The 19,443-nt window shown below is 66.8% G+C and carries 17 protein-coding genes; 9 read left to right on the forward strand and 8 right to left on the reverse strand.

All coding sequences use genetic code 11. The features are described 5' to 3' along the window. Window positions 1-326: 326 nt before the first annotated feature. The 5 genes from WFK95_RS22775 to WFK95_RS22795 all read right to left on the reverse strand — a co-directional run bounded on the left by WFK95_RS22775 (window position 327) and on the right by WFK95_RS22795 (window position 5,062). Entirely contained in the window at window positions 327-1,340 is a 1,014-nt protein-coding gene (locus WFK95_RS22775; RefSeq protein ID WP_170842932.1) for a BtrH N-terminal domain-containing protein, read from the reverse strand. 119 nt (window positions 1,341-1,459) lie between these two features. After that, window positions 1,460-2,131 (reverse strand): transglutaminase-like domain-containing protein, encoded by a 672-nt coding sequence (locus WFK95_RS22780; RefSeq protein WP_068526269.1) that lies wholly within the window; start codon window positions 2,129-2,131, stop codon window positions 1,460-1,462. Continuing rightward, window positions 2,128-3,327, reverse strand: a complete 1,200-nt coding sequence (locus WFK95_RS22785; protein WP_068526270.1) for an NAD(P)/FAD-dependent oxidoreductase — start codon at window positions 3,325-3,327, stop codon at window positions 2,128-2,130. The genes WFK95_RS22780 and WFK95_RS22785 overlap by 4 nt, the downstream gene beginning before the upstream one ends. Further along, complete coding sequence (locus WFK95_RS22790) at window positions 3,324-4,715, reverse strand: cytochrome P450 (protein ID WP_068526271.1); 1,392 nt, start codon at window positions 4,713-4,715, stop codon at window positions 3,324-3,326. The genes WFK95_RS22785 and WFK95_RS22790 overlap by 4 nt, the downstream gene beginning before the upstream one ends. A 26-nt stretch (window positions 4,716-4,741) precedes the next feature. Further along, on the reverse strand, window positions 4,742-5,062 hold the full coding sequence (locus tag WFK95_RS22795; protein ID WP_068526316.1) for a 2Fe-2S iron-sulfur cluster-binding protein: 321 nt from the start codon (window positions 5,060-5,062) through the stop codon (window positions 4,742-4,744). A gap of 99 nt (window positions 5,063-5,161) precedes the next feature. Here WFK95_RS22795 and WFK95_RS22800 point away from each other — a divergent pair, with 99 nt between their 5' ends. Then, complete coding sequence (locus WFK95_RS22800) at window positions 5,162-6,187, forward strand: AraC family transcriptional regulator (RefSeq protein ID WP_068526272.1); 1,026 nt, start codon at window positions 5,162-5,164, stop codon at window positions 6,185-6,187. 5 nt (window positions 6,188-6,192) lie between these two features. Here the strand turns inward: WFK95_RS22800 and WFK95_RS22805 are convergent, their stop codons facing one another. Further along, the gene (locus tag WFK95_RS22805; protein ID WP_068526273.1) at window positions 6,193-6,669 is read right to left on the reverse strand and encodes a PaaI family thioesterase; all 477 of its coding nucleotides are present in this window, start codon (window positions 6,667-6,669) and stop codon (window positions 6,193-6,195) included. 93 nt (window positions 6,670-6,762) lie between these two features. Between WFK95_RS22805 and WFK95_RS22810 the strand changes: the two genes are divergently transcribed. Both WFK95_RS22810 and WFK95_RS22815 read left to right on the forward strand, forming a co-directional pair. Next, window positions 6,763-7,377 carry a TetR/AcrR family transcriptional regulator gene (locus tag WFK95_RS22810; protein ID WP_068526274.1) on the forward strand — a complete coding sequence of 205 codons (615 nt, stop codon included), beginning with the start codon at window positions 6,763-6,765 and terminating at the stop codon, window positions 7,375-7,377. Between the two features lie 111 nt (window positions 7,378-7,488). Then, window positions 7,489-10,494 carry an MMPL/RND family transporter gene (locus tag WFK95_RS22815; RefSeq protein ID WP_068526317.1) on the forward strand — a complete coding sequence of 1,002 codons (3,006 nt, stop codon included), beginning with the start codon at window positions 7,489-7,491 and terminating at the stop codon, window positions 10,492-10,494. 108 nt (window positions 10,495-10,602) lie between these two features. Here the strand turns inward: WFK95_RS22815 and WFK95_RS22820 are convergent, their stop codons facing one another. Together WFK95_RS22820 and WFK95_RS22825 are read right to left on the reverse strand one after the other, a co-directional pair. Continuing rightward, complete coding sequence (locus tag WFK95_RS22820) at window positions 10,603-10,950, reverse strand: hypothetical protein (RefSeq protein ID WP_068526275.1); 348 nt, start codon at window positions 10,948-10,950, stop codon at window positions 10,603-10,605. A gap of 20 nt (window positions 10,951-10,970) precedes the next feature. Further along, window positions 10,971-12,086, reverse strand: coding sequence for an ImmA/IrrE family metallo-endopeptidase (locus tag WFK95_RS22825; protein ID WP_068526276.1), 1,116 nt, complete (start codon window positions 12,084-12,086; stop codon window positions 10,971-10,973). Between the two features lie 261 nt (window positions 12,087-12,347). On the opposite strand from WFK95_RS22825, the gene WFK95_RS22830 reads away from it, so the two are divergent. The 6 genes from WFK95_RS22830 (at window position 12,348) to WFK95_RS22855 (ending at window position 19,276) form a co-directional block, all read left to right on the forward strand. After that, window positions 12,348-13,076, forward strand: coding sequence for a hypothetical protein (locus tag WFK95_RS22830; protein WP_225536078.1), 729 nt, complete (start codon window positions 12,348-12,350; stop codon window positions 13,074-13,076). Window positions 13,077-13,141: 65 nt separating this feature from the next. Further along, window positions 13,142-14,197 (forward strand): tyrosine-type recombinase/integrase, encoded by a 1,056-nt coding sequence (locus WFK95_RS22835; protein WP_225536077.1) that lies wholly within the window; start codon window positions 13,142-13,144, stop codon window positions 14,195-14,197. Next, window positions 14,184-16,184: a tyrosine-type recombinase/integrase gene (locus tag WFK95_RS22840; protein WP_223120764.1), complete on the forward strand. Its 2,001-nt coding sequence runs from the start codon at window positions 14,184-14,186 to the stop codon at window positions 16,182-16,184. The genes WFK95_RS22835 and WFK95_RS22840 overlap by 14 nt, the downstream gene beginning before the upstream one ends. After that, window positions 16,181-16,642 carry a DUF6262 family protein gene (locus tag WFK95_RS22845; RefSeq protein ID WP_220270942.1) on the forward strand — a complete coding sequence of 154 codons (462 nt, stop codon included), beginning with the start codon at window positions 16,181-16,183 and terminating at the stop codon, window positions 16,640-16,642. Before WFK95_RS22840 ends, WFK95_RS22845 begins: the two co-directional genes overlap by 4 nt. Window positions 16,643-16,935: 293 nt before the next feature. Beyond that, a complete protein-coding gene (locus WFK95_RS22850) occupies window positions 16,936-18,291 on the forward strand; it encodes a hemolysin family protein (RefSeq protein ID WP_336672074.1) in 1,356 nt (451 codons plus the stop codon). Continuing rightward, a complete protein-coding gene (locus WFK95_RS22855) occupies window positions 18,284-19,276 on the forward strand; it encodes a CNNM domain-containing protein (protein WP_336672075.1) in 993 nt (330 codons plus the stop codon). The genes WFK95_RS22850 and WFK95_RS22855 overlap by 8 nt, the downstream gene beginning before the upstream one ends. Window positions 19,277-19,443 lie beyond the last annotated feature (167 nt).

Here is a 19,443-nt window from a genome sequence, read left to right on the forward strand (position 1 = left end):
CCGGTAAGAGCGCGAGGACAGGCGCTTGGCAACCACGCCCCTCGAGGCCGTGTTCGAGCATCACCTGGCCATCGGCCTCGTCGGCCGCGGTCCACGATGGGGGACTTGTACGACCGGATCCGCCAGTCGTCCGTCGCATCGCCCCGACGCACCGTCTATGGCGTCGACGGCGATGGCTCGCAGCGTGTCGACAGATCGCCACGACGGATCAGGACCCAGGTGAGCGGGAACCGGCGTCCTGCTCACGGTGGTGCTCCTGCGTGCGTTGTGTGAACGCGGCGGCCCTGCTTAGCGCCCTACTCGCGGACTTCCCGCGACTGGCCCGGTTAGCCTGACAAGGATGCTGCGGCCTTTCGCAGTGACGCCTCCAGAGTCGCTTCCGCCTCGGGTAGAGCTGCCGCGAGGGTTGTGACGGATCGGAGCCGCTCGGATGAGGCGTGATCCTTCTGTACTGCTGCGCGTGCGACTGCAGTCCAGGATGTCGCCGCATGGTGGGCGTTGGCTGCAAGGATGGCGGTTGCGTGATCGCCGGTGAGGCGTGCGATTTCATCGCAGCCCTGTGCCAGCAGTCGGCGGAAGAGGCCACCGCCGGTCCCCGCTTTCTCGATGAAGGCGCCGAGGCTGAATAAGTGCATCTCGAGGTCGTCGGTGGACAGGGCTCCCCAGCTGCAGACGTCGGATGCGAGAGCGCTGGCCGCGTCGAGGCCGTGTGACCCATGTTCTGCGGGCCCGGCGATCGTCGATGCGCCTGGGGTGCTCAGGCTCGCTGCGGATTGCGCGAATGCCTGTGCGGCCACCTCGATAATTGAAGGCGGCGTCTGTGGCCAATTGATACGAAACTGCGTGTGTCGGGTTGGCTCCGGGAAGGAGGTCGAGCGGCGCGCGCGTGCGAGTGCGTCCAGTGGGACGCGTTGAAGATCTTCGCGATCGTTGTCGGCGATGTACGCGATGCCTTGCGTCTCGTCGTAGCCGACTACCACGATGTCGTGGCGGCTCATGCGCAACTGGACCCGCAGATAGGGGAGTTCTGCGATCTCCGCCCAGACCAGTGCAGGGCGGCCCTGATCGATCTCGCCACGAAGGTTCTCCCAACCCTCGGCCGGGTCGTCGGTGGCAAGCACCTCGACGGTGCCGCCCAGACGGCGGGGGAGGTCCACCTCAAAATCAGGTCCTCGTCCGACCAAGTACACGGGTGGCATCAGCGCGCTTGATCGAATGTAGGTGAGGGAGAGGGCTCCGCCGAGGGCAAAGACGAGGCCCTCATCGGGTGGGCCGTCGAAACCGAGCCCGGTCCACTCCATGAGGTCTCGCATCGCACCGGACCCACAGTGGCCGCCCATTCGGTGCGGGTAGGGGTCGATCATCGAGGGGCCGGACACTGACACGAGTCTCCTGTGTTGAGGCGGTGCGGATCTTGTTCGTAGAGTCGATTGCCGGCCGACGACTGAGGCAGGTCGGGTTAGGCGTGGAATGCATCTAGTGGCGTCGCACGCTGCGTGAATATCAGAGGGCCATAGGCCTGTTTGAGAGCCGCCAGGATGTTGTCGAGAGGCAGGTCGTTGTACGTACCTCTTTCGCGGACGTACTCCATGTGTGTTGAGCCGTCCGCGGAGTGAGCGTGGAGCAACGCGTCGCTGTCGCCGGTGAAGTCGATCGGGGCAACTCCGAACCGTGCGCACAGTTCCGAGTTGAACGCGGGTGTTGCCTTGAGCCACCGTCCGTCGATGTAGACGTGGCTGTACCCGTGATAGACGAAGACGTCGGTTCCCATCAGCTCACGTAGGGTGCCCGTTTGGAGGTGGTTACGGACGTCGGCGAAGCCGAACCGCGCTGGGATCCCGGCGGCGCGAAATGCGGCGGTGAGCACGACGGCCTTGGGGACGCAGTATCCACGTCCGGATTCGATTACGTGGCTGGCCCGGTAATGCTCTGGGTCGTTGGAGACGGTGTACGGGTCGTAGCGGATGGCGTCGCGTACCGCGGTGAACAGGCGGCGAGCTTTGTCTTTGTCGGTGGTCGCGTTGCCGACGGCTTCGCGTGTGAAGGTCGCGACGGTGGCGTGCTCGATGTCGAGGAAGCGTGAACCCGTCAGCGCCGCCGGGCTGACCGCGTTTGTCGGTGATGTGGTCATGGGGTCGCTCCGATCAATGCGGACCTGACGATCGGCGCTCGTTGTGCAATGGCGCGCTTGGCGTTCACGAAGTCAGCGGGTCTGTTGACGCAGTCAGCTGCAATCAGTTCTCCGGCGGAGAAATAGTAGCAGGTGAAGTCGCGGCCATGGGCGGGGTCGCCGCTGACCAGCACCTCGTCGTATCCGGTGTTGAGCCCGGCGATCTGGAGTTTGAGGTCGTATTGGTCGGACCAGAACCACGGCAGTGCGGCACGACCGGTTGTGTTGTCGCAGATTGTGGCCGCCGCGATTTTGGCGTGCTCGGTTGTTGCGGACACGCACTCGAGACGAACACGTCTCCCGTACCGCTCGATTCGGTGGTTGGCGCAGTCGCCGGCTGCGACGATGTCAGGATCGCTGCTACGAGCGCGGTCGTCGACGAGGATGCCGTTTTCGACGTCGATGCCCGCAGCTGCTGCGAGCTCCGTGTTCGGAATGACGCCGACGCCGACGATGACCAGGTCAGCGGCCAGCGTTTCTCCACCGGCGAGGACAACGCTGGCGACTCGTTTGTCGCCGCGGAACCCCTCGACGATTGCGTCGATCCGTACGTCGACACCCTTCTCGCGGTGAATTCGATCGAAGAATTCCGACACGACGGGCGCCGTGACACGTTCGAGTACGCGTCCTGCCGCCTCCAGGACGGTCACTTCGACACCCAGGGTTCGAAGCGAGGCCGCTGTCTCCAGGCCGATGTACCCGCCGCCGACAATGACGACCCGCGAACCCGGGACCGCGGCGGCGCGGATGGCCTCGACGTCGGTGGCGGTGCGCAGATAGTGCACGCCCGGCAGATCGGCCCCAGGGACGGGCAGTGCGCGAGCTCGAGCGCCGGTGCACAGGGCCAACTTCGAGTAGGACACCGCGTCGTTGTTGCCGAGAGTGACGGTTCGTTCGGCACGGTCGATCGAGGTTACGGTTCCGTCGACGAGCTGGATCCGTTGCTTGTCGTAGAACTGGTGGCTTCGGATCGCGACATCGTCGAGATGGCAATCGCCGGCCAGGTATGCCTTGGACAGCGGCGGCCGCTGATACGGCAGGCGGCCCTCGTCGCCGATCAGCAGGATGTCTCCAGCCCACTTCTCCTTGCGCAAATTGGCCGCCAGCTGTGCGCCGGCGTGGCTTGCGCCGACGATCACGACCCGATCAGTGCTCACGTCTCCTGCTTGGGAGTCAGACGGACCATCATCTTGCTGATCCCACGAACGAAGTTGGACTGCACGTACTCCGGATCACCGACCACCGCGATGTCGTCGAAGCGCTCGAGGAGTTCTTCCCAGAGAATGCGCAACTGCAATTCGGCCAGGCGGTTTCCCATGCAACGGTGCACGCCGAAACCGAACGCGATGTGGTTGCGAGCGTTGGACCGATCGATGATGAGCTCGTCCGGGCGGTCGAACACTCGCTCGTCGCGGTTGCCGGAGGCGTACCACATGACGACTTTGTCGCCTTTGCGGATGAACTGACCGTTGAGCATCACGTCCTTCTTGGCGACCCGGCGCATGTACGCCAGGGGGGTTTGCCACCGGATGATCTCCGACACCGCGTTGGGGATCAGGTCCGGATTGGCTTTGAGTTTCTCGAACTGGTCGGGATACTCGTTGAGAGCCAGCACTCCGCCGCTCATCGAGTTGCGGGTGGTGTCGTTGCCGCCGACGATCAGCAGCACGAGGTTCCCGAGGAACTCCATGGGGCTGTCGTCGAGAAGGTCTTTGGTGTCCTCGTTGCTCTGCAGCATGGTGATGAGGTCGAAACCAGGCTCCTCGCCTGCCGCGGTCCGCGCGGCCTTGTCTCGCCATAGCGCACTCAAGCCCTGTGCCATCGCGACCATCTCGCGGAAAACTTTGTCGTTGTCTGATGGTCCGCCGTTGGCCTGCTCCATCGACGTGGCCAGATCCGACCACTGGACGAGTTTGTGGCGCTGCTCGTAGGGGTAGTCGAGCAATGTCGCGAGCATCCGCGCGGTCAGTTCGACCGACACGGTCTGGACCCAGTCGAACGGTTCGTCGAGCGGTAGCTCGTCGAGGACTTCCCGGACGCGCGACCGGATGAGGCCCTCCATCTCGCGCAGGTTCTTCGGTGCGACGACTCCCTGGACGGCGGCGCGCTGCTTGTCGTGCCGCGGCGGGTCCATGGCGATGAACATCGCGATGTCCATGAAGCGGGGCGGCCGACCGATGATGATGAACGGTTCGGCGGAGAACGCGTCGTGGTTCTTGTCGACAGCGATGATGTCGGCATGTCGAGTGACCGACCAGAACGGCCCGAAGGGACTGCGGGGCTGGAAGTGAACGGGCGCCTCATTGCGCACACGCTCGAAGTAGGACCGCCACCTGCCCTGTCGGTAGAGGAATGGGTTGCTCAGATCGATGTCGGTGAGTTCGACTTCCTCGACAGGCGGGATGGGGGTCTCGGTGAAGATCTTTTTGCCGTCGGTTCGGGTGACGATCCGGCGGGCCTTGTCATAGACGTGGGCGCCACGGATTTGTAGATCGATCGGGATCATGGACTGCGCTTTGTCGGCGAGGGCAGTTGAGATGCTCATAGATGTTGCTCTTTCGCTTTAGACGTTCACAACTGGAACTCGGGAAGGCGAACGGTCAGACCGTCCCACTCGTTGTTGGCGGTCATCTGGCAGGCCAGTCGCGAGTTGGCCTCACGTTCGGGGTGCATACTCAACATGCCTTCTTCGACGTCTGTGCTGTGTCCGACGGTGTCGATCCACGCGCTGTCGACGACGACGTGGCACGTTCCGCATGCCGCCTCACCGCCACAGTCGCCATCGATCCCCGGTATCGCCTCGTCGACTGCAATCTGCATCAGTGACCTGCCGGGCGTCACCGGCGCGGGGTAGTCCTCGCCGTCGTGGGTCACGTAAGTGATCGTGGCCATGGCCACCTCCTTGTTCGTGGGTCGTAGAGGTGAGTGTGCACGCGGCAGATGTGCTTGATCCAGGCTCGGACGTCGCGATGTCTTGTTAAATTGGCTCATGTGAGCCTTGTCGAGTTGGGGATACCGCCGCTAGCGTTCGCGCAGCTCCTCGACAGCGGTGCCCTGGGCGCGGCGGAGACGCGAGCGTTCGGACGCATCATGGCCCGCGAGGGCGTCGATCTCGCGGTCGTCATTGCGCGACAGGGCCAAGTGCCTGTCCGGTGGTTTCACGAGGTGTATCCGGCGATGGACGCCCAGCAGGGATTCCGGTTGGGCGTGGCGTTCGCCGAGCACGCCCAGCTGACCTCTTTCGGCCCCCTCAGTTTGCCGCTGGTCAGTGCGGGTTCCGTCCTCGAAGTTGTTCAACTGCTTCGGTTCTTGCCCCTGATATCGACCGCGCTGAGCACCGAGTTCCAGCACGGAGACTCTGGACTGACGATCGCTCTGGCCGGGCGCACAGATAGCCCCGGCACCGATTGTCTCGCCGTCACCTACGGTGGTCTGGCTGTCCTGCGGTTGGTGGACATGCTCGCCGGTGCCGTCCCCTCCGTGGAGCTTCATCTGACATGCCAGGCGCCGGCAGACCTGATCGTCGTGGGTGAGATCGGCCATCGGATCCTTTTCGACGCGCGCGCGGCGTTCGTGCATATACCGGCTGCCGTGCTCTACGACGTGTGCCGCTTCTCCGACCCCGTGGCCTACCGGATCGGTATCGCCGAGCTTCGACGCGTCTACGAACAGCGCAGGCCCAATTCCTACACGCAGCTGGTCCGCGCACAGTTCGATGCTGACCCTGCGCGCGCTGACGGCGCTCGTATCGCGGCGGAGCTGGCGACATCGGTGAGCACACTCAAGCGACGCCTGCACGCCGAGGGCACCACCCTGCGTCGCCTGCGGCAGCAGTTCGCCCAAGAACGAGCCACCGCGCGACTGCTGGATCCCGGCATCAGTGTCGGCGAGATAGCCGCAGAACTGGGGTACTCCGAGGTCGCCAGTTTCTCCCATGCATTTACACGGTGGGTCGGGTGCTCCCCGACTCAGTTCCGCCGCGCACCGTCGAATCAGCGGGCAGCGCCGGGCATCTGAGCAGGTCAGTCCGCGCGGAGGAAATTGACGAAAAAGCTGTCTACCGTGGAGGTGTCGGCGTAGCGCGCGAAGTGCGTGAGATCGACTTTCACGAACTCGCTAGTGGCGGAAAAGTAGGTCTCGCCCTCCACGGTCCCGCTCGCCCCGATGTGCAGGGTGTGATCGGCGTCCTCGTCGATCCACGCCGTGAGGCGTACTGGTACGTGGAGGGGTACCGGTCGGCGGTACTTGACCGTCAACGTGCGCGTGACGGCCGGGGTGCCGGCGATCCACAGCGTAAATCCCATGATGTCGTCGCACGCGGCCGAGATGGCCCCTCCATGCGCCAGACCTGGTCCACCGGAATGCTTTTCGGTGAAGGAGTGATCTGCAAAGACTCGGTCCTCGTCGCGGTAGACCTCGAGCTGCAGGCCGCTGGCATTTTCCGGCCCGCAGCCCATGCACGATGGGGAGTGCGCGGGCAGTCTGCTGGGTGCTGACATCACAGTCCTCGAATCGATGCTCGTGCCGGTAGCGGACCGCTACTGACGGTATCGTTGGCAGGATGCCACATACGTGGACCAACAGCGAGAAGAATGCGGGTAGCGGTGAGCATCGATGGCCTCGACGACGTCGATCCGCGGCGGGTTCGTTCCAGGAACCGTCTACTCGACGCCACGGCGGTGTTGCTGCGCAGAGGGGGAGTGGAGGCTGTCACCGTCGAGGCGGTCACCAGCTTGTCCAGGGTTGCCCGCACAACCCTCTACCGGCACTTTGGCAGTACCACCGACCTGGTCGCCGCTGCCTTCGAGCGTTTGCTGCCCCAGGCCGATCGCCACGAACTCTCGGGGTCGGTGCGCGAGGACTTGATCCGGTTGATGGATCGTCAGGCGGACGTCATCGAACAGGCGCCGCTGCAGGTCACCACGGTCGCGTGGTTGGCGATGGTGCCCGAACGGGCCGGCGAGCAGAGCAACGCCCTGGCCCCACTGCGTGCGCGGGTGGTCGATCACTACCGCGAACCGTTCGACCGATTGCTCACCAGTGCCAGTGCCGTCGACGAGCTCGACGATTTCGACCTGACCCTGGCCATCACCCAGCTCGTCGGACCGCTGATCTTCGCCAAAATCACCGGCATCCGGGCCGTCGACGCCGATGACCGCCGCCGCATCGTCGACGACTTCCTGACGGCGCATCGCCGCATGCCCTGACCGCTCGCACGGTCCACGCCGAGTCCGAAGACGAGCGACCGCGCCACCGCTTTTCGCTACATCATGTAGCGTACCGATCCAGGTAGTTCCGTTTCGGCAGGAGTGGTGTTGATGGTGGTGCACCGGCGATCGGCTGGCGCGCGGTCAGAACGCGCGGAATACAGCGCCACGCTTGCGCGGGTGGCTCGGTACGCGCTAGCGCACAAGGTTGTCGTCGTCGGCGCGTGGCTCGCGGTGGGTGTGGTGCTGGCGCTGGCGTTCCCGCAGCTCGAGACAGTCGTGCGCCAACAATCGGTCGATCCGATCCCTGCGGGAGTGCCGTCATTTCAGGCTTTCGACCGGATGGGTACGGCGTTCGGGGAGAAAGGCGCCAAGACAACGGTTTTCATCGCCATGGAGAACCGTGGCGGCCTCACCCCGACGGTGCGCGTACGCTACGACGAGCTTGTTCAGAAACTTCGTGGCGCCACCGCCGATGTCGCTTCCGTCCGTGACCTGGTGGGGGATCCGACGACGGCGTCGCAGGCGGTGAGCCGCGACGGGACGGCCTGGTACCTGCCGGTGGGGCTGACCGGAACGCTGGGCGGCCCCGCCGCGACTCGCGCCTTGGATTCCGTGCGCGACCTCGCCTATCATTCGTTCTCCGGCACCGGTACAACCGTACACGTCACCGGGCCCACCGCCACCTTCAGCGATCAGATCGTCACGGCCGAAAAGGACCTTGTGGTGATCACCATGGCCACGGTTCTGCTGATCGCGTTCATCCTGCTGGTGGTCTACCGGTCGCTGTTCACCGCGCTCGTACCCCTGCTGGTGATCGGGATCAGCCTCGGGGTGGGTCGCGGTGTGGTGTCAGCGTTGGGCGAGTTCGGAATGCCCGTTTCACAGTTCACCGTCGCGTTCATGACGGTGATCCTGCTCGGTGCCGGCGTCGACTACACGGTCTTCTTCATCAGCCGCTACCACGAGCGATTACGGTCGGGCGCCGAGCACGCACCTGCGCTCATCGACGCCACCGCTACGATCGGGCGCGTCATCCTCGCCTCCGCCGCAACCGTCGCCCTGGCGTTCCTGGCGATGGTGTTCGGAAAACTGAGCGTCTTCTCCACTCTCGGGCCGGCATGTGCGATCGCGATCGTCATCGGGTTCCTCGCCACGGTCACCCTGCTACCGCCGGTCCTGCACGCCGCCTCCCACCTCGGGTGGGGTGCACCCCGCGCGGACCTGACGCGGCGCTACTGGAACCGCATCGCGGTACTCGTCGTACGGCGCCCCGCCTCGCTACTGGCTATGACACTCGTCGCTCTGCTCGCCCTCGGCGCAGTGGCGTTGGGCATCACCATCACCTACGACGACCGCAGCGGACAACCCGCCACCACTGACAGTAACGAGGGTTACGCACTGCTCGACCGGCACTTCCCGACCAACACTACCGTCCCGGAATTCCTCGTGATCCAATCCCCGAACGACATGCGTACCGCGAAAGGGCTGGCTGACCTCGACGACCTGGCATCACGCGTCGCGCAAGTCCCGGGAGTGACCCGGGTTGTCGGCGTGACCCGACCCACCGGCAGCCGCCTCGAACAAGCCCAGCTGTCGTGGCAGAACGGACAGATCGGTGACCGACTCGCCGCGGCAGTCAGTGACGGCCGATCACGCACTGGCGACCTGTTCCAACTTCGAGATGGCGCCGACCAACTCGCGACCGGCCTTGCCACGCTCGACAGCCAGATCCGCGCCAACCTGACACCGCTGTTGCGAATTCTCGACCAGGCCACGACCGCGGGACAACAGATCCAGCAATACCGACCACTGCTCGGTCAACTCCGCACAACCGCACCCGCACTCGACCAACTCATTGGGCAGGCACCGCAATTGGCCACCGCGGCAAGGCAGGCATCCGACGCCTTGAGTCTCGTGACCGCCGTGCGGCCCTTGCTCGACAACGCTCCCTGGTGCGCCCCGATCCCTCAGTGCGCCGCCGTCCAACAGCAACTCCGGACCCTGGGCACACTGCGGGATTCCAACTTCCTCCTCCAAATCGGCGCTCTCTCCGGGCAACTGGGCAACCTCGGCACACCCATCACCACCATCACCGCGCAACTCACCGCCGCAGTGGACACATTGGACACAACGCTGGGTGCTGTCACCGCGCGCGACCTCCCCGCACAACTCGCCCAGCTTCAGAACGGGGTGAGTCAACTCGCTGCTGGCTCCCGCGCGATTGCCGGGGGAGTCGCCGCACTCGTCGACAGCAACCTGCAACAGTTCGCCGGGATGGCCACCCTTGCCGCGCAACTACAGACCACCGCCCGCGAAACCCGCGGCTCGGACGCCGCCACGGGTTTCTACCTACCGCCTGACGCGTTCGTCAACCAAAAGTTTTCCGACGTTGCTGCACAATTCGTCTCTCCAGACGGGCGGACAGTGCGCTATGCCATCCAAACCGACGCCGATCCCTACAGCAGCCAGGCGATTGAACTCACCAACGCCATCACCACCGCAGCCCAGACAGCGAGACCCAACACCGCCCTGCAGAACGCATCGGTGTCGCTAGCGGGATTCCCCGCCATCAACGCCGACCTGCAACGCCTGCTCAGCCACGATTTCCGGCTACTCGCCCTGGCCACCCTCATCATCGTCGGCATCATCCTGATCGCACTACTCCGAGCGCTCATTGCACCGCTTTACCTGCTGGGAACCGTTATCCTGAACTACGCTGCAGCCCTCGGCGTGGGGGTGGTGATCTTCCAATGCATCCTTCGCACCGAGATTGCCTGGCCTGTACCGCTTCTCGCGTTCATCGTGCTCGTCGCCGTCGGCGCCGACTACAACATGCTGTTGATCTCCAGGCTGCGTGAGGAATCCCACCGCAGCATTCGCATCGGAGTCCTACGAACCGTCACCAACACCGGCTCCGTCATCACCTCCGCCGGCCTCATCTTCGCGGCAAGCATGTTCGGACTGATGGTCGGCTCGATCGCCATCATGACCCAGGTCGGCCTCATCATCGGTGTCGGACTACTCCTCGACACCTTCGTCGTCCGAACGATCGTCGTACCCGCAATCGCCACCCTGGCCGGACCAGCGAGCTGGTGGCCAGGCAAACACGGGTGACCCGAATCCACTGCGCCCGCATGACGACGAAACATAACGGTCGGCACGCGGCCCGTCGGCCCCACACCCAGCTCGCTATCTGATAACGCACACCGTAAGATCGACAGATTAAATAACTGGATGACGGTCGCAGGACTTGGTCGTAAGACCGCGGGCGTGTGCTTCGCGCCAGGCGGCGGCGAGGTTGTCGGCGCGGCTGTGCCAGGTCATCTCGCCGAGGTACTCGGCGTGCTTCCTCGTCGCATCGGTCCACCGCAGCTCCGCGTACAGGCGCCGGTACTGGCACCGGAGGACCACCCGCCCCAGCGCGTTCGGTGCGGTGCGGATGGCACGGTTGTGGCGGCCGCCTGCGGCGTCGTCCTGCTCTTTGGCCTGCACTGCCTTGTTCGACCCGTGCGGGACGCGCCAGTGGTGGTCTTTGACCGCGTCCTTGCTGTTCCAGCCCCACCGTGACATCCCTGGCGTCCCCCGCGCTGTTAGACGACGGTCAGGTGACGGCTGCCGGCGGTGGCACCCTCGGGTGCGCCGAACAGGCTGGTGCGGTTCTCGGCGGTGAGCAGTGTCAGGGCGTCGAGCTCGGTGGTGCTGTATCCGTCGGTGGCGAGCTGGGCGAGAACATCGCGGGCGAGCTCGGGTGTCTCGGTCGGGACACCGGGCCGGGTGCCGTACATCCGGCCGGTTTCGTTGAGTAGTCGGAACATCGCCCGGTACTGCCGGTCGGAGAGCACGCCGCGCTCGCGTGCTCGGACAACGAGCGAGGACTCGCTCACGCCCCAGTCCAGGCGCAGCTCGTCGAGCTCGTGCACGGTCCGGGTCGAGACCCGGTCCAGCGCCGGGCCGATGTCGTCGACCGGGGCGAGGAACTCGGCGGCGAAGACATTTGCCCGTCGCTCGGTTTCGGTGGGGCTGACCAGGGTCATCGCATCCATCACCAGGTGCCCGAGTTCGTGCGCGAGGGTCATGCGCATCCGGTCCGGCGGTAGTGCGGCGTTGACGTACACCAGGTGCGGGTGATGCGCGGTGGCGCGTAGGGTGACCGCGTCGATCTCGCGGTCGTGGAAGTCCTCGACGACGACGAAGACCCCGGCCGCTTCCAGCAGTTCGGTCATCGACCGGATGGGGCCGGCGATGCGCCAGAGCCGGCGCAGGACTTGCGCGACCGTGATTTCGCCGAGATCGGCGGCGTAGTCCCCGGGGTCGAGATCGGGCAGCGCCAGTTCCGGATCGAGATCGGTGTGGGCGACGACCCGGCCTAGCCGCATCGCGACCAGGTTGGCGCGCGCCCAGACGCGGTCACGTTTCCACTCCGCTGTGGTGGCGTTGGCGCGGAAGTGCGTGCCCTGCGCAGGTGAGCGCTCGAACGCGACGCACAGCGCCTCGACCGGGCATTGCAACGCCCGGGCGTAATCGTCGAGCGCCTTACCTGCCAGCGGCAGAGCGCCAGCCTCGACCCGGGTGACGTGCGATCCGGAGATCCCGGCCTCCTCAGCGAGCCGCTTCTTCGACCAGCCGTGCGCCAGTCGTGTCAGCGCAACCATCACCGGGTTCGCCTCGGCCTGCGAGAAGAGTGCCGTCACCCAGATCGCCTCCATATCCTCGATCGATCCCTGCGTTCCACGCTATCGCGGTAACAGCCGAAATCTGCGCAGAAACACCGTGTGAACTGCGACTTTCTGCCCGACGCGGTTATCTCCATCCGAAACGCAAGTGACTGATGTGACGTCCGTCTCGCTCGCGAGAGCGAGGCGAGACGGTTTGGCCAATTCTGCAGGTCACGGCGTGTTGTCTTGCTGAGAACTGTACCACGTTAGGCAAGATTCCATGCAAGTAATTACATCGATGGGAGACAGATCGTGACGGCACTCATGGACGACGACATCAACCCGCTCGACGCGGGAGCGGTTTCTCGGAAGGAGGCGCAGCGGATCCTGCGCCCGGTGACGATCGGCGTCGGCGCGCTGCTGCTGGCCGCGGTCGATCACTGGAACACGCTGACCGCGGGGCAGCCGGCGCACTTGCGGACGGTGCTGCAGCCGCTGCTGCGGGGTAGTCACGTTGCGGCGTTTGTCTCCGCCGGCACCAACGTGTGGCTGAGCACCCAGGGGATGCACCCGCCCGGGCACCTGGTCAAGCGGCCGTATCAGTGGTCCGAGGTGAGTAGTCACGGCCGTACTTACCTGGCGATCCATCACAAGGAGATGGAGGGCACCAACACTCGGCGCAAGGCCTTCATCAAGCAGGACTCGCAGACTCTGCAGCTGGTGGGCGATCCCACGCACTGCGAGCTGACCTGGGACTACGACGCGGCGACCGATTCGCACGTGCGGCGGATCTGGGTCAGCGCCCCCGGGGTGCAGTGGGAACGGTTCGAGATCCCGATGGACCAGGTGCAGCAGAGGTACGCCGCGTGGCGCAAGCGGGACGTGCGCTGGCTGCCCGGGCGGCTGCCCGCTGCGTCGATCGCCGACGCCGCGATCGCCGATGACGTGGTCATCGATGTGCGTGACGAACAGCAGCGTCGGCGCACTGACATCACGACCCGCCGGCCGCGCCGCGCCGACGGCCTCGAGGACCAGCGATGAGGGCCGCCCCGGTCACGGTCCACGGGGTCCGGTCGTGGACCGTCGTCGACCAACAGGGTTTGCCGGTGCTCGAGATCGAGCAGTTCCTGCATTGGCAGCGGGCGATCGGACGTTCTCAGAACACCGTCCGCTCGTACGCGCGGCACCTGAGTCAGTTCTATCGTTGGCTGGCTGCGCGGGGAATCGTTTGGGATGAGCTGGATTTCCGGCAGCTTTGTGACTTCGTCGCCGTTCTCACCGCTGGACTGCCGCCGCTGCCGTCGCGGTGCGGGGGCCGTGCACCCGGCACGGTGAAAGCGGTCAGCGCCGCGGTGCGGGAGTTTTACGAGTTCCACCGCGTCGAGGGCCGGGGACCGCAGGATCTGGTACTGACCCGCAACCCGTCGAAGCTGCCGCGGCGCGCGCACAGCTTCCTTGCGCACCTCGAACACCGCCGTCCGCGCGAAGTCTCCCGCCTGGCCCGGCCCGACCGGCAGTCGGCAGAGACCGTGCAGGTCATCGACTTCGAGACCGACTTCGCCAAGCTGCTCGCCGCGGCGTCGACCACCCGTGACCGACTGCTGCTGTCGGCGCAGTACGACCTGGGCCTGCGGGTAGGCCAAGCGCTCGGCCTGCGCCACGGCGACTTGAACCCGATGCGCAGGCAGGTGATGATCCGCCGGCGTGACGACAACGCCAACGGGGCGCTATCAAAGCAGAAGACCCAATTCATCGTCGAGGCTCCGCGGCGGTTCTTCGACCTGTATGCCGCGTACCTGCTCGGTGAGATCGCCCACGTCGACAGCGATTACGTGTTCGTCAACCTCTCACGCCCACCCGTCGGTGGTCCGATGACCTACTCCAACGCCTACCAGCTCATCGAACGGATCGGCGCCGCCGCCGGGATCGACGACCTCAACCCGCACATGCTCCGCCACACCCACGCCACCGCCCTGGCCAAAGCCGGATGGACCGCGGCCGAGATCGCTGCCCGCCTCGGCCAATCCCATTCGGCCAGCGCCGACGTCTACATTCACCTCGCCAGCGACGACCTCGCCGAAAAGCTCCGCACCACCGAGCATCTGGTCTGGCGAGAACCGCAGCAGTACCGACTGAAGGGAGACGGCGATGGCGCGCGGTAACGGCGAGCGCGCCCGGTCCGGGCCCCGCGGCGTCCCCGCTCTGCAGGTGCCGGACGGGCCTTGGTGCGCATCGACGTGGCCGGTCGTCGACATCGCCGGCGACCGCCGCCGCGCCGCCACCGACCCGTGCGCCGTCTCCGACTGCGACGGCGAGCGGTACTGGCTCGGCGGCCCCGGTGGACGCGCAGCCGCCACCTCGGGGCTGTGCTATGCCCACTACTTCCAGTGGTTCCGCGCTGGACAGCCCGCCGACTTTGACGCCTGGGCCACCACCAGCGCTCTGCCCGTCGGCGTGCCCCGTGGACGGCCCGCCACCACGCAGGTCGTCGACTTCCGCCGCATCCCAGCGGCGGCCGCCGACGAAGTCCGGTTCGTCGCCGCAACCAAGATCGGCCGCGGCGACTGGACCCCCAACGCCGGCCTGCGCCGCGCCCTGATCGTCCTCATCGAGGTCGCGCACGGGCGTATCACCAGCTCCCTGACCGAACGCCCCGTCGACGACTGGCTGCTGCTGTGCAGGCAGCACTGGCCTTACACCAACTTCGACTCCCTCTGCGCTCCCTACATCCGGAGGTTCTTCCGACTCCTTCACGGGGCCACCGACCCCGACCCATGGGCCGCGGATCACTGGCGGTGGCGCGACGGATTCGAGTTCGTCCTCGACGCCACCCAAGCCGGGGCGACACGAACCGCTGTCGACTGGGCCACCATCCCGGTGCCCTGGCTCAAAGAGGCCGTCAAAAGCCTGGCCCGCCAACAGTTGTCTACCTCCCGCATGTCCTGGGGAACGCTCACCCAGTGGCTGCGCGCCACCCGCCAGCTCGCCCAGTTCCTCACGCTCGACGGAACCGTTCCCGAACCGTCTGCGGTCACTCGGACGGCGTTCCTGGACTACCTCGAATGGACGCGCCGCCCCGACACCAAGGCAAGCCCCCAGCTCGCGAACACCGCGGCCTACCTGCTCGAAACACTGCGCGACTGCGGACTCGTCGACGACCTGGGATCAGCGATCTTCCTGCGCCGCGGCGAGAACGTCCACCGCAAGACCCGCCGACCGAGGCCCTTTCCACCCGATGTCATCGAACGCATCGACACCCTGATCGTCGACAACCCGGCCACCGACCCCACCCTCCGGGCGATGATCGCCACCACACGATGGGCGGGGTGCCGCATATCCGAACTCGTCGCCCTCCCGATCGACTGCCTCCAACACAGTGAGCAGGGCCACTGGATCGAATACTGGATGACCAAAACCAGCGCCTGGCGGCGGCTTCCAGTCCCCGAAAGCCTCGCCGAGATCATCCGCGACCAGCAGACCCGCGTCCGCGACACCTACGGCCCCGACGCCGAGCACCTCTTCCCTGGCGCCCGGTCCAGCGCCATCGCCGGCCGCACCCAGCCCTGGTCCACCAGCGGGCTACGACACCGCCTCGCCGCACTGTTCCGCGAGCACGGCATCACCACGTCCGTCGCCACCGGCGAGAAGATCTCCGGAGGCGACGTCCACCGCTTCCGCCACACCATCGGAATGCACCTGCTCAACAACGGATGGACCCAACCGGAAGTGCGCGACTTCCTCGGCCACCACAGCGACACCATGACCGCGACCTACGCTCGCATTACCGACGACACCCTCGCCCGCAAAGCCCGCGAATTCTGGGACACCAACCCCGACAAGGGCGTCGACGCCACCGTCGAGCGCCTGCGCGCCCGCTTCACCACCGCACTGCCCAACGGGTTCTGCACGCTCCCCGCGACGCAGCGCTGCGAGTTCCGCCCGAACCCCTGCATCGACTGCTCCTTCCACGACCCCGGCGGCCGCACCTTCCTCGGCGCACACATCACCCACCGCGACCAGCTCAGACAGCTCGCCGCCCAAGCACAAGACAACGGCGACCGCCAGGCAGCGGACCTGAACAAGACCATGCTCGACAAGGTCACCAGGCTCATCGACGAAATCGACTCAGACACGCAGGAATCCAGGTGAGCAATGGCGACCGCGATCACCGCACTGCACGCCTCACCGCGGCCGCCGCCGCCCGCACAACCAGCGCGACCGCCCGCGCACGTCGAGCCATCACCCGGCTGCACAACACCGGACAACCCGTCACCTTCGTCGCTGTCGCCAGAGCCGCCGACGTCTCAACCAGCTTCCTCTACAAGCAAACCCAGCTCCGGCAGGATATCGACGCGAAGCGCGGCACCGCCACCGCCGGAATAGAACGCTCCAGGGCAGCCAGTGCCGAATCCCTCCGCACCAAGCTCGCAACCGCGATCGACCGCAACCGCGAACTGACCGAACAGCTCGAGCAACTACACACCGAGAACGAGGCGCTCCGAAGCCGACTCCTCGAACTGGGAACCCGGCCGCCGGCCAAACAAGAAGCCCGTCGAGGAGAACATGCAGATAATCCGTCCGCCACAGGGCCACAACAGCCACGATGAGACCCGTCAGCCACGTCGTGGACAGTCAGGAGGCTCCTAGAGATATCGAATCTCCTAGGCTCCACAAACACTTCGCGCGATCACAGGCGGTTTCCGGTCTCCCGGGAGCCGCCTTTCGTCGTTTCCGACGGTGCCTGACCTGCTCCGATGCCGGATCGGCGATCTTGACCTACTCTTTACTCAGCGACCTGCGAATCGGCAGGCCCGATACAGAGAGAATCGATGAGACGCGCCTCGCGCAAACGCCGAAGACCCCGATCCGCTGAACCCGCGCCCCACCGAGGGGCCGCCGCGTGATCACCCTCCTCACCATCCTGGCCGGCGTCGTCGTCGTGCTCGTGATCACCGCGTTCACCGGCTACTTCGTGGCCCAGGAGTTCGCCTACATGGCGGTGGACCGCTCCCGGCTCAAGGCGCGCGCGGAGGCGGGCGACGAGGCCGCGGCCCGCGCCCTGCAGGTCACGCGCCGCACCTCCTTCATGCTGTCCGGCGCGCAGCTCGGCATCACGGTGACAGGCCTGCTCGTCGGCTACGTGGCCGAGCCTCTGATCGGCCGCGGCGTCGGGACCCTGCTCGGCGGCGCGGGCGTGCCCGCGGGCGTGGGCATCGCGATCGGCGCGGTCCTGGCCGTCGGCCTCTCGACCATCGCGCAGATGGTCTTCGGCGAGCTCTTCCCGAAGAACCTCGCCATCGCCCGGCCGGAGCCCGTCGCCCGCCGCCTGGCGCTCTCGACGACGCTGTACATCCGCGCGTTCGGCTGGCTGATCCGGTTCTTCGACCAGGCCTCGAACCTGCTGCTGCGCGCCGTGAAGATCGAGCCCGTGCACGACGTCGAGCACTCGGCGACTCCCCGGGACCTCGAGCACATCGTCGCCGCCTCGCGGGACGCGGGAGAACTGCCCCGCGAGCTGTCGACGCTGCTCGACCGGATCCTCGACTTCCCCGGCCACACCGCCGAGCACGCGATGATCCCGCGCGCCCGCGTCGACCTGGTCGCCGCCGACGAGCCCGCGGCCGTCGTCCTGGAGCGCATGGCCGACGGCCACACCCGGTACCCCGTGGTCGGCGCGAGCGCCGACGACCTGATCGGCGTCATCACGCTCCACGACCTGCTGGGCGACAGCACCGGCACCGCGCGCTCCCGCTGCCGCCCGGCGGTGATCGTGCCCGGCTCCATGCCGCTGCCCGCCGTCGTCGCGCGACTGCGGGACGCGGGCCAGGAGATGGCCCTCGTCATCGACGAGTACGGCGGCTTCGACGGCGTCGTGACGGTCGAGGACATCGCGGAGGAACTGGTCGGCGAGATCGACGACGAGCATGACGGCACCGACCCGGCGCCCGCCGTGCCCGACGGCGACGGCTGGCTGCTGCGCGGCGACATGCACCTCGACGAGGTCGAGCGCCTGCTCGGCGTCGACCTCGAACCCGGCGACGCCGAGACCCTCGGTGGCGCCGTCACCGCGCGCCTCGGGGCGCTGCCCCGGCCGGGCGACGTCACCGACCTGCCCCTGCTGCCCGATCCTGCGGCGGTGCCCGGAACCGCCCGGCCCGCGCTCCGGGCCGAGGTGCGCACCGTCGAACGACGGGTGCCGGCGGCCGTGCACCTGAGCCTGCCCGCGATCGACCGGACGGAGGACGACGATGAGTAGCCCCTGGACGATCGTGGCGATCACGGTCCTGTTGATCGCGGCCAGCGCCTTCTTCGTGGCCGTCGAGTTCTCGCTCATCGCCGCGCGCCGACACCGGCTCGAGGACGAGGCGGCGCACAGCGCTTCCGCGCGGGCCGCGCTGCGCAGCTCCTCGGAGCTCTCGCTGCTGCTCGCGGGCTCGCAGCTGGGCATCACCGTGTGCACGCTGGCGCTGGGCGCCATCACCAAGCCGGCCGTCGACGGGTGGCTGACGCCGCTCCTCGCGGCCACCGGTATGCCGGGATGGATCGCCGACGTGGGCGGCTTCGTGCTGGCCCTGCTGATCGTGACCTTCCTGCACCTCGTGGTCGGCGAGATGGCGCCGAAGTCGTGGGCCATCGCGCACCCGGAGCGGTCGGCGATCCTGCTGGCCCTGCCGATGCGGGCCTTCATGACGGTGTTCCGCCCGCTGCTCCTGGTGCTCAACGAGGCGGCCAACCGATGCCTGCGGCGCGTCGGCGTGACGCCCGTGAACGAGGTCGAGTCCGGCCAGGACCCGGCGGCGCTGCGCCACCTCGTCGAGCACTCGGTCACCGTCGGCGCGCTCGACGAGCAGCACTCCGGCCGGCTGACCAGCGCGCTCGAGCTCGAGGCGCTGACCGTCGGCGACATCGCGCGGTGGGACGCCGCGCCGTCGTCCGTGCCCGGTTCGGCGACGCCCGCACAGGTCCGGGAGGCCGCCGACCGGACGGGCCACCTCCGGCAGCTGGTGACGGGCGGTGCGCACCTCGGCGTGGTGCACGTGCGCGACTGCCTGCGGGCCGACGGGACCGCGACCGCCGCGGATCTCATGCGGCCGGTCCTGATCCTCGCCGCCGCCGAGCCGGCGTACGCGGCCCTCGCCACGATGCGGGAGTCGCGGGCGCACCTCGCCGTGGTGGAGCGCGACGGTGCGCGGGCGGTGCTCACCCTCTCCGACCTGCTCGGCAGGTTGATGCCCGTGTGATCGCGGTCTCCGGCCCGCGGGGTTACACTTCGCGGGCCGGATGCGGAATCCCCTCGGGAGCGGTCGCGCCACTGTGAAGCCAGACCCGCGCCGGCACGCCCGGGCGACCGGGCACCGTCGAACCCCGTCTACCCGGGCGCGAAACCCCGGACGAAGGAGCGCCGCCC

The sequence above is a fragment of the Tsukamurella sp. USMM236 genome (assembly GCF_037148755.1).
In the GTDB taxonomy this organism is placed as follows: domain Bacteria; phylum Actinomycetota; class Actinomycetes; order Mycobacteriales; family Mycobacteriaceae; genus Tsukamurella.